General features: G+C 71.5%; 10 protein-coding genes. 7 read left to right on the forward strand and 3 right to left on the reverse strand.

The genetic code is table 11. The features are described from left to right. Positions 1–45: 45 nt before the first annotated feature. From IA22_RS0128555 to IA22_RS0128570, 4 genes are all read left to right on the forward strand, one after another. Positions 46–1,485 carry a hypothetical protein gene (locus tag IA22_RS0128555; RefSeq protein WP_030125262.1) on the forward strand — a complete coding sequence of 480 codons (1,440 nt, stop codon included), beginning with the start codon at positions 46–48 and terminating at the stop codon, positions 1,483–1,485. Then, on the forward strand, positions 1,482–1,997 hold the full coding sequence (locus tag IA22_RS0128560; RefSeq protein WP_014157527.1) for a hypothetical protein: 516 nt from the start codon (positions 1,482–1,484) through the stop codon (positions 1,995–1,997). The genes IA22_RS0128555 and IA22_RS0128560 overlap by 4 nt, the downstream gene beginning before the upstream one ends. Positions 1,998–2,364: 367 nt before the next feature. After that, entirely contained in the window at positions 2,365–3,108 is a 744-nt protein-coding gene (locus tag IA22_RS0128565) for a TVP38/TMEM64 family protein (RefSeq protein ID WP_015576268.1), read from the forward strand. A gap of 171 nt (positions 3,109–3,279) precedes the next feature. Beyond that, positions 3,280–4,152 carry an undecaprenyl-diphosphate phosphatase gene (locus tag IA22_RS0128570; protein ID WP_014157525.1) on the forward strand — a complete coding sequence of 291 codons (873 nt, stop codon included), beginning with the start codon at positions 3,280–3,282 and terminating at the stop codon, positions 4,150–4,152. A 106-nt stretch (positions 4,153–4,258) separates the two neighbouring features. Here the strand turns inward: IA22_RS0128570 and IA22_RS0128575 are convergent, their stop codons facing one another. Then, on the reverse strand, positions 4,259–8,410 hold the full coding sequence (locus IA22_RS0128575; protein WP_030125263.1) for a bifunctional nitrate reductase/sulfite reductase flavoprotein subunit alpha: 4,152 nt from the start codon (positions 8,408–8,410) through the stop codon (positions 4,259–4,261). Between the two features lie 218 nt (positions 8,411–8,628). On the opposite strand from IA22_RS0128575, the gene IA22_RS0128580 reads away from it, so the two are divergent. Together IA22_RS0128580 and lnt are read left to right on the forward strand one after the other, a co-directional pair. Further along, positions 8,629–9,492, forward strand: coding sequence for a universal stress protein (locus IA22_RS0128580; RefSeq protein WP_015576271.1), 864 nt, complete (start codon positions 8,629–8,631; stop codon positions 9,490–9,492). A 135-nt stretch (positions 9,493–9,627) separates the two neighbouring features. After that, positions 9,628–11,256 carry an apolipoprotein N-acyltransferase gene (lnt, locus tag IA22_RS0128585; RefSeq protein ID WP_030125264.1) on the forward strand — a complete coding sequence of 543 codons (1,629 nt, stop codon included), beginning with the start codon at positions 9,628–9,630 and terminating at the stop codon, positions 11,254–11,256. Here lnt and IA22_RS0128590 read toward each other — a convergent pair. Then, positions 11,180–12,085 carry a Gfo/Idh/MocA family protein gene (locus tag IA22_RS0128590; protein WP_030125265.1) on the reverse strand — a complete coding sequence of 302 codons (906 nt, stop codon included), beginning with the start codon at positions 12,083–12,085 and terminating at the stop codon, positions 11,180–11,182. The genes lnt and IA22_RS0128590 overlap by 77 nt on opposite strands. Positions 12,086–12,320: 235 nt before the next feature. Between IA22_RS0128590 and IA22_RS0128595 the strand changes: the two genes are divergently transcribed. After that, complete coding sequence (locus IA22_RS0128595) at positions 12,321–12,833, forward strand: DinB family protein (RefSeq protein WP_015576274.1); 513 nt, start codon at positions 12,321–12,323, stop codon at positions 12,831–12,833. Positions 12,834–12,869: 36 nt separating this feature from the next. On the opposite strand, the gene IA22_RS0128600 is transcribed toward IA22_RS0128595, so the two are convergent. Continuing rightward, entirely contained in the window at positions 12,870–13,397 is a 528-nt protein-coding gene (locus IA22_RS0128600) for a hypothetical protein (protein ID WP_014157519.1), read from the reverse strand. Positions 13,398–13,450: the final 53 nt, after the last annotated feature.

The raw sequence follows: 13,450 nt of genomic DNA on the forward strand, positions 1-13,450 counted from the left end.
CCGACCGACCGCCCCGGGGGATGCGTGCCGACCTATCACGAAGTGATGAGCAGCGACCTGTCCAAACTCACCGACGCCGCCGACAAGTGGGTCGAGATGGCGGGCAAGTTCAAGACGATCGAGGAGCAGTACGAACGGGATGTCCATGGCGTCTCACTCGGACCGTCATGGGTCGGCCAGAGCGCCGATGCCGCGAACTACAGGTTCACCGTGACACTCAAGGAGCTACAGGGGGCTCAGGAGGAGGCCAAGGCGATCGCGTCCATCCTGCGGGATTCACACACCCAGCTCGCCGCCCTCCGCGGCAGGGTGAGCACCGTGCGCACCGACGCGATCAAGCACGGCATGCGCGTCTCCGACCAAGGCGTCGTTTCGTTCGATACCGAACAGCTCAGCCAGAGTGCACGCAGTGCGTACGTGCATGACCCCGGCTACCAGGAAAGCGTTCGCGCACAGGTGACCCGGTGGGGTGAACTCCTCGACCGAGCGGTCCAGGCGGTCACTGACGCCGACGACGGCATCAAGCTCGCCCTCGCAGCCGCCGTGGTCGACTCCGACGTCATGGACGGGACCATGAACGGCTTCAACAGAAGCCCTGTGAAGAGCCCTTATCCCTCCCTGGAGGAGGCCGGCAAGGCCGCCGACATGCCGAAGGGGAGGGCCGCCGTGGCGGAGTGGTGGCGTGATCTCGATCCGGTGACCCGCGGCATCCTGCTGCGGGAGCGCGGCAACGACCTTCAAGCAGCAGGGATCATGGCCCCGCTGTACGAGTGGAGACCGGCCGACGCCGGCTCGGGAGCATTCGACACGGAGGATCCCACCGCTCACGACCTCTGGGTCCTGACGCAGGCTCAGTCGATCGCCGCAGGCGGCGATGTGACAGGAGAGGTCGCGGCATCCCGCAACATGCAGCACTACCTCAGTGGCACCGGCGAGCCGCTCGACCTCGACGTCGACCGCATCCTGCACGACGATTCCGGGTTCCGGACCGACGTCGGCACGCTTCACATCACCGAGAACCAGGAAGCGTGGCGTCAGAAAGCCCTCGACGAGTTCGAGAAGGCCGGCGGCGACAGGACGGTCGTCGTTCCCGTGGAGAGCCAGGCGATCGGGCGGACCTTCGGGGAAGACGAATGGTTCCACGCGGTCGGGTCGCACCAGCAGAACGTCTCGGGCATGGTCACCGTCAGTCCGGGCGACGGCGGCAAGCCACAGGTCTCGCTCGACTACCAGGTCAACGTGTGGGACCGGTACAACTGGGACTCCGGAAAATCGACGACGTTCCCCGGTGGTGTCACCATTCCCGACGACGACATGGGGCGCCTGCACAAAGTGGGCTTCGCCCAGGAATTCGACATGCGCGGCAGCAGCAGCACCTACACCCAGGATCTGAACAGTGGCTCAGCCCCCGGGGTGACACCGGCGGACCCTGGGCGCGAAGGGTCCCGCGGGGACGTCTCGCGCGGCGACGAGGAGAACCGGTGAACGAACGATCTGCCCTGCGGCCACGGCTGCTCGCGGCCCTCGGGGCCGCCCTGCTGCTCACCTCCTGTTCGAGTGCCGGTGAGGATGAGCACCGGACGACGGACGGGCGCGCCTCACACTGGGGAGAGGACATGGGCGCCCCGGAGGCATCGGCGTTCATGAAGGTGGCGGTGCCCGAGAGCGCGACAGAGGTGAAGGGCGCCGTGCAGATCAATCCGCAGGAGGACATCTACCTGCTCTCCTTCGTGACCGACGAGAAGACCGCCGTACGAGTGGCGGAGGATCTGCGTCCCGAGAAGCCCCTGCGCGCCAGAAACCAGGATCTCCCGTCCCCCACGGAGCTCTTCGGACACCTCGGCCTCGCCGAGCCGCAGAGCGAGAAGGGCGTCCGCTGGGCCGGGGTCTGCCCGCCCTGCGTGGGGGACAGCCGCCGGAGCGAGGTCCAGTGGATCGAGATTCACGTGCTTGAACTGGACGCGGACAGGGCCCGGGTGTACGTGCAGGCGTTCTGAGTACCGCCGTGATGCGTGGGTCGCCTCGGAGCTCGGAGCCCGCACCGAAGGCGGCGCCCCCGGAAAGCCGGAAGCACTCCCCGACGGCCTCTGCCGTCGCTGCCGCGCGCAGGCGGAGGGCACGTTCTCGGCCGCCGCCCCTGCCGAGGCGCCGGTGGAACGTGACATCCACGCCCTGGTCGGCGGACTCCGGGACCTGCTGAGAGCCCCTTGATCCGCGGGAGCCGGTCCGATCAGAGCATCAAGGTGAGCCGCCCCGCGTCACCACTTGCCCGGCGTCCGACCGTCGGAGGCCAAGTGACCCGTCGTCCGCCCGCCCGCCCCCGCATTACGACGATCACACACTCATTTCGGTTACGCTCCCCAGATGTTCGACCCCGTCCCCGCAACACGGCCCTCCGGTGGCCTCGCAGTGCGCTGTACGAGGGCGCTGCTCTCCCCCTGGTCCCGGTTCTCCCTGCTCGTGGCGGTCCTGCTGGCCGCCGCCGTCACCATGCTGCTGTTCGAACCACAGCGGCTGCTGGCCTCCGGCTGGCCACCTCAACTCACGGGAACAGCAGCGGCGATGCTGTTCGGTCTCGCGTACGGCGTGTGCACCGTGGCCTTCGTGCCGCGTCCGCTGCTCAATCTGGCCGCCGGGGCGCTGTTCGGTACCCAGGCCGGACTCGCGGCGGCGCTGGCCGGCACCGTCCTGGGCGCCGGTGTGTCCTTCCTGCTCGGCAGGGTGCTGGGCCAGGACGCGCTCCGGACGCTGCTGCGCGGCAAGTACCTGAAGGCCGCGGACGGACTGCTGAGCCGGCACGGGTTCCGGTCCATGCTGGCGCTGCGGCTCTTCCCCGGGGTGCCCTTCGCCGCGGCGAACTACTGCGCGGCGACCTCCCGCATGGGCTACCCGCCGTTCCTGCTGGCCACCGGGCTCGGCTCCATCCCGAACACGGCGGCCTACGTCATCGCGGGGAGCTCGGCCTCCTCGCCGACCTCGCCGGTGTTCCTGGCGGCGATGGGCTTCATCGTGCTGTCCGGCGCGGGCGCCGCCCTGGTGGCCTGGCGCCGAAGGCACCGGCTGGCCGGTACGGAGACCGCCCGCCCGGAGGCGGGCGGCGCGGCCTAGCCCGGGGCAGGCGGCAGTCTGTTCACCCGCAGGCGATACGCTGCCCGCAACCGACAGAGGATGTCCGGGGCCATGGCGTCCCGTCTCCCTTTCTGACCGCATCCGCACGTTGCCGACGGCCTTCGCGTCCGTCGGCCGTTGCTTGAGTACCTCCGGGATGGCCTAAGCCCCATGAGCTGGTTCGAATCATTCGTCCTGGGCCTCGTTCAGGGACTGACCGAGTTCCTGCCGATCTCCTCCAGCGCGCACCTGCGGCTGACCGCGGCCTTCGCGGGCTGGCACGACCCGGGGGCCGCTTTCACCGCGATCACCCAGATCGGCACCGAGGCCGCGGTCCTCATCTACTTCCGCAAGGACATCGCCCGGATCGTCTCAGCCTGGTTCCGGTCGCTGACGAATTCCGCGATGCGCAGCGACCACGACGCCCAGATGGGCTGGCTGGTCATCATCGGTTCCCTTCCGATCGGGGTCCTCGGCCTGGCCTTCAAGGACCAGATCGAGGGGCCGTTCCGCGACCTGCGCCTGATCGCGACGACCCTGATCGTGCTGGGCATCGTGCTCGGCATCGCGGACCGGCTCGCGGCCCGCGACGAGACCGGCGGGAAGCACCGGGCGATCAAGGAGCGCAAGTCGCTGAAGGAACTGGGCGTCAAGGACGGTCTGATCTTCGGCTTCTGCCAGGCGATGGCGCTGGTCCCGGGTGTCTCGCGCTCCGGTGCCACCATCAGCGGTGGTCTGCTCATGGGGTACACCCGTGAGGCGGCGGCCCGCTACTCCTTCCTCCTGGCCATCCCCGCCGTACTCGCGTCAGGCGTGTTCGAGCTGAAGGACGCGGGCGAGGGACACGTCTCCTGGGGGCCGACGATCTTCGCGACGGTCATCGCGTTCGCGGTCGGCTACGCGGTCATCGCGTGGTTCATGAAGTTCATCACGACGAAGAGCTTCATGCCGTTCGTCATCTACCGCGTGCTCCTGGGCATCCTGCTGTTCGTCCTGATCGGTGCCGGTGTGCTGAGCCCCCACGCGGGTGAGTCCGCAGGCTGAGAAGGACGCTGCTCCCCCGCCTCCCGGCCCCCCTGACTCCCGGACCCCCTGGTCCGGGAGTCAGTCGTTTCACCGGTGACGTGGGGGCCGGAGCGGGAGGCCGGGCTCAGTAGACGTCACGGGCGTACCGTTTGTCCGCCGCGAGCTGCTCGACATAGGCGGTGGCAGCGTCCTCCTGGAGTCCGCCGTGGGCCACGGCGATGTCCCGCAGGGCCCGGTCCACGTCCTTGGCCATCCGGGAGGCGTCGCCGCAGACGTAGAAGTGGGCGCCTTCCTGGAGCCAGGACCACAGCTGGGCCCCGTGCTCCCGCATCCGGTCCTGGACGTAGATCTTGGCGCGCTGGTCGCGGGAGAAGGCCGTGTCCAGCCGGGTCAGGGTGCCGTCGCGGCGCAGGGAGTCGAGTTCCTCGCGGTAGTAGAAGTCGGTGGCGCTGCGCTGCTCGCCGAAGAACAGCCAGTTCGCCGCCCGGTGGCCGAGGGCACGCCGTTCGTCGAGGAATCCGACGAACGGGGCCACTCCCGTGCCCGGGCCGACCATGACCATGGGGGTGGCCGGGTCGGCCGGCGGACGGAAGTGCGGGGCGCGCTGGACGAGGACGGGGACGGGGGTGCCCGCCTCCGCGTCGGCGAGGAAGGTGGAGGCCACCCCCTTGCGGACGGCCCCGTGCCGGTTCTCGTACCGGACGACGGAGACGGTGAGATCCACCAGGCCCGGGTCGGTGAGCGGACTGGAGGATATGGAGTAGAGCCTCGGCCGCAGGCGCGTCAGCGCCCCGGCCCACTCGGCCGCGGTGGCGCGGGCGGAGTGCTCGGCGATGACGTCGACGGCCTGCCGGCCCCAGGTGTACTGGGCGAGTTCGCCCTTGTTGTCGGGGCGGAGCAGCTTCTTGAGGGTGCGGTCGTGGGTGCGCTCGGCGACCAGGCGAAGCAGTCCGGGAGTGATCCGGGCGATGTCCAGGTGCCGGTGGAGTGCCTCACCGAGGGGGACGGTCCCCGCCCCGGACACGTCGACGGGCCCCTCGGGGTCCAGGCCGGTCACGGCGAGCCATTCCGCCACGAGCGCCGGGCAGTTGCGCGCTTCCACGCCGAGCGCGTCGCCGGCCTCGTACGTGAGCGGGACGGCGCTGTCCCGCGTGTCGAAGGTGAACCGGCGCACCTCCTTGGTGGCGCCGGTAAGGCTGAGCAGTTTGTTGCCGACGAGCCGCCCGGTCGTCGCGGAGCGGGGGGAGCGTCCCGTGCCGGAGGGCACGGCGGGCGGCGGAGCGGCGACGGACGGACCGGGGCCGGGCGGGGCGCCCAGTGCGGCGGACACCTCGTCGAGCCACTGCCCGGCCGGCTCCTCGTAGTCCGGTTCGCAGTCCGTCCGGGGGACGAGCCGGACGGCGCCCAGTTCGCCGAAGCGTTCGTCGATCCGTCGTCCGTGCCCGCAGAAGTCGTCGTACGAGGAGTCCCCAAGGGCGAGTACGGCATAGCGCACACCGTCCAGCCTGGGCGTGTCGGGGGCGTTGAGCGACTTCCAGAACCCGGAGCCGTTGTCAGGGGCGTCGCCGTCCCCGAAGGTGCTGGTGACGACGAGCAGATCGGCCGTGCGCGGGAGGCTCTCCAGCGGGCTTTCGTCCATCCCGAGGAGGGTGGCCGGCCGCCCTTCGGCGGCCAGTCGCCGGGCCGCAGCCGCCGCGACCTCCTCGGCGTTCCCGGTCTGCGACGCCCAGAGCACCACCACCTGGCGGCCGGACGCGGCGTCGGCGCCGGCGGCCTTCGGCAGGGGGTCCGGGCCGTGGGCCGCGTCGCCGGGCGCACGGGAGAACATGCCGGCCAGCACGCCGTCGACCCACAGGGCGTGGTCCGGTTCGAACGGCGCGCCGGCCGGCAGTACGGGCGTGCCGGTGGGCCGGCTCCCGAGTCCCGCGAGGAAACCCGACAGGTAGCGCCGCTCGTGTTCGGCCAGGACGGGCGGTGCCGTGTCCGCGATCCCCAGCACCCCGGCGAGGGCGGCGACGGGCGCGGCCGGGGCGGCCGGGACCGTGGTCTCCACGGGCACGGGGGCGGCGGCCGGTACGACGGCCGCGACCTTCACGAGTGTCACGGCGCAGACCTTGAACTCGGGCTGGAGGGACACCGGGTCGACGGCGTCGTTGGTGACCGCGTTGACGCTGAGGTACTCCCCGAAGAGATCGTTCCAGTGGAACGGCGCGAAGCAGTCCCCCGGCCGCACCCGGTCGGTGACGACGGCCGGCAGCACCGCCCGGCCGCGCCGTGAGGCGACCTCGACCGGGTCGCCCTCCGCGATCGACAGGGCGGCCGCGTCCCGCGGGTTGATCTCCACGAAGGGGCCGGGGTCGAGCCTGTTGAGCTTGGCCACCTTCCCCGTCTTCGTCAGGGTGTGCCACTGGTGCTGGAGGCGGCCCGTGTTGAGGACGAAGGGGAAGTCGTCGTCGGGCATCTCGGCCGGGGGCATGTGCGGGCGGCCGAAGAACACGGCCCGGCCGCTCGCCGTGGGGAAGGCCAGCCGGGGGACGCTCCCGTCGGGGCGTACGGTCAGGGTCTGGCTTACGCCGTCGTTGAGGTAGCGGACCGGGTTGCGGTCGGGGCCGTCCACAGCGGCGCTGGGCCACTGGACGGGGGTGCGGCGGAGCCGCTCGTAGGTGACTCCGCGCAGGTCGTATCCGGTCCTCGGGTTGTGGGCCCGCCTGATCTCCTCGAAGACCTCCTCGGCGTCGGCGTAGCCGAAGGCCTCCTCGTACCCCATCTCACAGGCGATCCGCGCGATGATCCGCCAGTCCGGCCAGGCCTCACCCGGCGGGTCGGCGGCCTGCGTGGCCAGGGTGAGGTTGCGCTCCGAGTTGATCATGACGCCCTCGGCCTCGCCCCACAGCGCGGCGGGCAGGGCGACGTCGGCGTACGCGTTGGTCTCGGTGTCGGCGAACACGTCCTGGGTGACGACGAACTCCGCCGCTTCGAGTCCCTCGATGACGGTCCGGCGGTTGGCCACGGATGCCACGGGGTTGGTGCAGATGATCCAGCAGGCCTTGATCCTGCCCTCGGACATCTGCCGGAACATGTCGACGGTTCCCGCGCCCGCCGCGTCCGTGCGCAGGGTCCCCGGCCCGAGGTCCCAGAGCTCCTCGGCGTGGGCGCGGTCGTCGTCGGACTGCAGCACGCGCTGGCCCGGGAGCCCGGGGCCCATGTAGCCCATCTCGCGGCCGCCCATGGCGTTGGGCTGGCCGGTGAGGGAGAAGGGGCCGCTGCCCGGGCGGCAGATGGCTCCGGTGGCCAGGTGCAGGTTGATCAGGGCGTTCGTGTTCCAGGTGCCGTGGGTGCTCTGGTTGAGCCCCATGGTCCAGCAGCTCATCCACTCGCCCGCCTCGCCGATCCAGCGTGCGGCGAGGCGGATGTCCGCCTCGGGGATGCCGGTGATCTCCGAGACGGTCGCGGGCGGGTAGTCCCGGAGGAAGCCGGGCATGGCCTCCCAGCCCTCGGTGTGCTCGGCGATGAACCCGGGGTCGGTGTGGCCGTTCTCGACGAGGAGGTGCAGGAGGCCGTTGAGCAGGGCCAGGTCCGTGCCCGGGCGTATCTGGAGGAACAGGTCGGCCTTGTCGGCGGTGGCGTTGCGGCGCGGGTCGACCACGATGAGTTTCGCGCCGGCCTTCACCCGCTCCAGGAGGCGGAGGAAGAGGACGGGGTGGCAGTCCGCCATGTTCGAACCGGTCACGAGGAACGTGTCGGCGTGCTCGAAGTCCTCGTACGAGCCGGGCGGGCCGTCGGCGCCCAGGGACAGTTTGTAGCCGCTGCCCGCACCGGCCATGCAGAGCCGGGAGTTGGACTCGATCCAACTCGTGCGGACGAAGCCCTTGGCCAGCTTGTTGGCGAGGTACTGCGCCTCCAGCGTCATCTGGCCGGAGACGTAGAGGGCGAGTGCGTCGGGCCCGTGCTCGTCCACGATCGCGCGGAGCCGGCGCGCGGTCTCCTTGACCGCCCGTTCCATGGGCATGGGTGCGGGCTCCTGGCTGCGGTCCGTCCGCACCAGAGGGGCCGTCAGCCGGCCGGGGGCGGCGAGCATGCCGGCGCTCGTCGCCCCTTTCGTGCAGAGCCGTCCACTGTTCGCGGGGTGCGCCTTGTCACCCGTGGCCTTCAGGACCGTACGGCGCCCGTCGGGACCCCTGCCGATGTCGAGGACCATCCCGCAGCCGACCCCGCAGTACGAGCAGACCGTCCGCACCTGGGCGGGGGTGTCCGGCTGGGGATGCGCCACGGTCATGAACGGCCTTTCCTGGGGAACACTGATGTCGCGACCGTACGAAACGTCCGTTTCCCGGGTGTCACACCGGACGAACAGCCGTGGTTACGTCTCCTGCACAGGCGTCCGCGGACGCCGGTGAGGCCCGGCCGACCACACCGGCGCACCGTCGGGTCATAATCGCAGTTCGGGCGATCATGGCCGCGCCCGGGAGTACTCCGACGGTCCTGGAGGCCCGCATGAGCACCGACGCCCTTCCCGTGATCGCAGCCGTGGACGGCTCGGCGCACAGCTGGGAGGCCCTCGACTGGGCGGTCGAGGAGGCGGAGCGCGGCGGTCTGCCGCTGCTGATCGTGCACGTCCGGCCGCACACCCCGCGCGCGGAGGAGGAGCGGGGACTGCGGGAGGCCGAGGAGCTGCTCGCGCGGGCCGTGCTGCGGGTCTCCGGGATCGCCCCCGAGCTGCCCACCTCGACGCTGACCCCGCTGGACTTCCCCTCGGCGGCGCTGGTCTCGCTCAGCCGCGACGCCTCGCTGGTGGTCGTCGGATCCCGCGGTCTGGGCGGCTTCCGCTCCCTGATGACCGGATCCGACAGCCTGGCCACCGCCTCGATGGCGCGGTGCCCGGTCGTCGTCGTCCACACCGGCCGCACGGACGAGAACGGCGCGGAGCAGCCGGGCACGTTCCCCGACGTCGTCGCGGGGGTGGCGGCGGACGAGAGCAGCGGAGCGGTCCTGGACTTCGCCTTCGAGGCCGCCGCCGCCAGACCGGGCGCACGGCTGCGGCTCGTACACGGATGGACGATGTTCTCGTCCATGCTGTCCGGCGGCCCGGTGTTCGACAGCGAGGCGGCGGCGGAGACGGCGGAGCGGGCGCTCGCCGAACTCACCGCGGGCAGGAGCGAGAAGTACCCGGAGGTGGAGGTCGTGCGCGAGCCCGTCCGGGGATCCGCGTCGCGCACCCTCGTCACGGCGTCGGCCACCGCGGCACTGACCGTGGTCGGACGGCGCAGGGGCGGTGAGTCCCTGGGACTCGGCCTCTCGCCCGTCGCCCAGACGACGGTGACGCACGCACTCGGGCCGGTGGCCGTCGTTCCCTGCTGAGGTCGTTCACCGCACGCCGGTACACCCCGGTCCGGCGGAGGGGGTGCGGCCCGGTGGCGGCGGCACGCCCCCTGTGCCCTGCTGATCTTCTGCACCACACTGGGATCAGGCACCGGAACTGCGAGGAGGAGAGGCATGCCGATGCGGGTCGGGCGGCTTCCGGCCGAGCGAGCGGACGAGGGCGGCGCACGGCGGTACGAGCGGCTGCTGCGTTCGCGTACCGGCCGCGGCGCCGTCGCCCTGTGCTCCGGCGCCCTGCCGGCCCTGGCGTTTCCCGCGCCCTCGCTCTGGTGGTTCGCCTATGTCGCCCTGGTGCCGTGGCTGCTGCTGATCCGCTCGGCGGGTACGGCACGGCGGGCGGCGGCCGACGGATGGCTCGGCGGCATGGGCTTCATGCTCGCCGTGCACCACTGGCTCATGCCGAGTCTCCATGTGTTCATCGTGGTGCTCGCCGCTCTGCTGGGGCTGCTCTGGGCCCCCTGGGGCGTGCTGGTGGCCCGGCTGCTCGGCGGATCGCCGTCGGTGCGCCGTTCGGTGGCCGCCGTGGCCGTGGTGCCCTCCGGGTGGCTCATGATCGAACTGGTCCGCTCCTGGGAGGGACTCGGCGGGCCCTGGGGTCTGCTGGGGGCCAGCCAGTGGGAGGTGGCACCGGCGCTGCGCGTCGCCTCGGTGGGGGGTGTGTGGCTGGTCAGTCTGGGGGTCGTGGCCGTGAACACCACGCTGGCGCTGCTGTTGGCAGTACCGGCGGCCCGCAGGGCAGCGACCGCGTGCCTGGCGGCCGTCGCGGTCGGTGTGGGGGCGACGGTGATCTGGGCGCCACGGCCGGAGGAGTCCGGCTCCGTCCGCGTCGCCGTCGTGCAGCCGGGCGTGGTCGAGGGCCCCGGCAGTGTCGAGCGCCGCTTCACCCGCAGCGAGGAACTCACCCGGGGGCTCGCTGGCCGGGACGTGGACCTGGTGGTGTGGGGGGAGAGCAGTGTGGGCGTCGATCTGTCCCGGAGCCCCGGGACAGCGGACCGTGTCGCGGCGCTGTCGCGTCTGGTGGGGGCCGATGTCCTGGTCAACATGGACGCCCGGCGCACGGACTCCCCCGGCCGGACGGGGATCTTCAAGTCGGCGGTGCTGGTGGGCCCGCAGGGGCCGACCGGGGACCGCTACGACAAGATGCGCCTGGTGCCGTTCGGTGAGTACGTCCCTGCCCGCGCGTTGCTGGGCTGGGCGACCTCGGTGGGCAAAGCGGCGGGCGAGGACCGGCTGCGGGGCAGCGGTCCGGTGGTGATGGACCTGCCGGACGGACTGAGGGTGGGCCCGCTGGTGTGCTTCGAGTCGGCGTTCCCCGACATGAGCCGGCAGCTGGCGAGGGACGGGTCCCAGCTTCTGGTCGCCCAGTCCTCCACCTCGACGTTCCAGCACAGCTGGGCCCCCGCACAGCACGCCTCGCTCGGGGCGCTGAGGGCGGCGGAGACAGGACGCCCGATGGCGCACGCGACGCTCACCGGCGTGAGCGCGGTGTACGGCCCGCTGGGCGAACGGGTGGGCCCGGTGCTGGGCACCGGCGCGAGCGAGGCCGCCGTGTACGACGTCCCGCTCGCCCGGGGCACCACGCTGTTCGTCCGGCTGGGCGCCTGGCCCGTCTACGGCGCCCTGGCCGTGCTGGCCGTCTTCTTCGGCGCTCTGGGTCTGCGGTCCCTCAGGACGCCTGCTCCGAGGCGTCCAGGACGACCCGCTCGCACAGCCGGTGGGTCTCCAGGGCGTCCCGGGCACTGAGGAGTTCCCCGGACCGCACCGCGTCCAGGAAGGACACGACGCTCTGCTCGATCCCGCGCTGGCGGGCCACGGGCACCCAGTCGCCGCGTCGCCGCAGGGTGGGCTGTCCCTTGTGGTCGACGACGTCAGCGAGGTTGAGGACCTGCCTCTTGGAGTCCTGCCCGGAGACCTCGAGGATCTCCTCCGTCGATCCGTTGAGCCGGTTCATCATGCCGATCGCGGTGAATCCGTCGCCGGACAGCTGAAGCACCACATGGTGCATGAGGCCCTCGACGGTCCGCGCCCGCACCACGACGTTGGAGACCGGTCCGGGAACCAGGAAGCGCAGGGTGTCGACGACATGGATGAAGTCGTCGAGCACCATGGTGCGCGGGTCCTCGGGCAGCCCCACCCGGTTCTTCTGCAGGAGGATCAGCTCGCGCGGGTGCTCGGCGCACTGCGCGTACGACGGGGCGAGCCGTCGGTTGAACCCGACGGCGAGCGAGACCCCGCGTTCCTCGGCGAGGTCCACCAGCCGCTCGGAGTCGGCGAGTTCGTAGGCGAGCGGCTTGTCGACGTAGGTGGGGACGCCCGCTTCGAGCAGCCGGCCGACGATCTCCGCGTGCACGGCGGTCGGCGCGTGCACGAAGGCGGCGTCGAGCCCCTGGGCCAGGAGCGAGCCGAGGTCCTCGTGGCACTGCGCCGCGGGGATCCGGTGTGCCCCGGCCATCGCCGTGAGGGTGGCCGGGGTGCGGGTCTGCAGATGCAGTTCGACGCCGGGCAGGGTCGTCAGTACCGGCAGATACGCCTTCTGCGCGATGTCGCCGAGTCCGATGCATCCGACCTTCACGAAGCTCTCCCTGTCGCCTTGACCAGGGCCCTGTCACGGTCGCGTACTCCGCCCTTCCCCGGTTCCGGCAGCATACGTGCGCGGCGGGGGCCGCCGGTCGCGGATCCCGTCGAGGGTCCGCAGGACGAGGCCCGGGCCGTCGTCGGGTGCGCCGGGCTGTTGCGGGGCGTACTCGGCACCGGCACCGCTGGAAATGCCGGGCCGCGATGATCACCGATGCGGGACGATGGCCCCCATGACGACACACGAACGCTCCGCGCCCGCCCTCGACGCCGCCGAACGCACGATGCTGGAGGGTTGGCTGGACTACCACCGCGCGACCCTGGCCATGAAGTGCGCGGGCCTCACCGACTCCCAGTTGCGCGAGGCGTCCGTGCCCCCGTCGGAGTTCACCCTGCTCGGGCTCGTGAGGCACCTGGCCGAGAACGAACGCGGCTGGTTCCGCGAGGTGCTGGCCGGCGAGGAACTGCCACCGATCTACGGGACGGAAGAGGACCCGGACGGGGAGTTCCACGTGACCGAGGAGGACACCTGGGAGGAGGCCAGGACCACCTGGGAGACGGAGATCGAGGCCGCCCGGGCGAACGCCGCGAAGCTCGGACTCGACGGACTGTCCGCCGGCGTGGGAAAGGCGGGCAAGCCCTTCACGCTCCGCTGGATCTACACGCACATGATCGAGGAGTACGCGCGCCACAACGGCCACGCCGACCTCGTACGGGAACGGATCGACGGCGCCACCGGCGAGTGACCGGAAGACCCGGCCGCTGCGAAGCGACCGGCCCGCTCAGTCCCCGGCCCCGCTCCCCCGCATGCGCTGCTCCATACGCCCGATGGCGGCCCGCACCCCGCCGCCGTAGCCGTCGTCGCCCAGTACGGCGACCGCGTCCCAGGCCCGGTCGAGGTGGATCCTGGCCGCCTCGAAGCGCTGCAGCTTCAGATAGCTGCCCGCCAGATGCAGATGGAGCGACGGGACGAGGGCCCGCACGGCGGTCACGTCCCGGTGCTCGTCGGTGTCCTCGTGAGCGGCGTCCTCCTGCTCGGCGTCCCGGTCCGTGGCCGTCGTCCCGGTCAGGCCCTCCGCGGCCGTCAGTGCCCGCAGGTCCCAGGCCAGCCCGTCACCGGGGTCGTCCTGGGTGCCCGCCATGTAGTGGGCTAGGGTGCAGCGGTGCAGGGCGTCACCGCTCTCACCGATCTCGGACCAGATGATCCCGAACCGCTTGCGGGCCTCCTCCCTGTCCCCCGCGTGGAGCAGCATGACCGCCTGGCCGATCCTGGTCATGACGACGTCCCCCGGCACTTCGCGCCGCTCCACCGCAGTAGTCTCCCCTGATCACCGCCGGCCTGTTCCGGTGGCTCAGACGCTAG

The organism is Kitasatospora papulosa (assembly GCF_000717245.1).
GTDB lineage: Bacteria > Actinomycetota > Actinomycetes > Streptomycetales > Streptomycetaceae > Streptomyces > Streptomyces papulosus.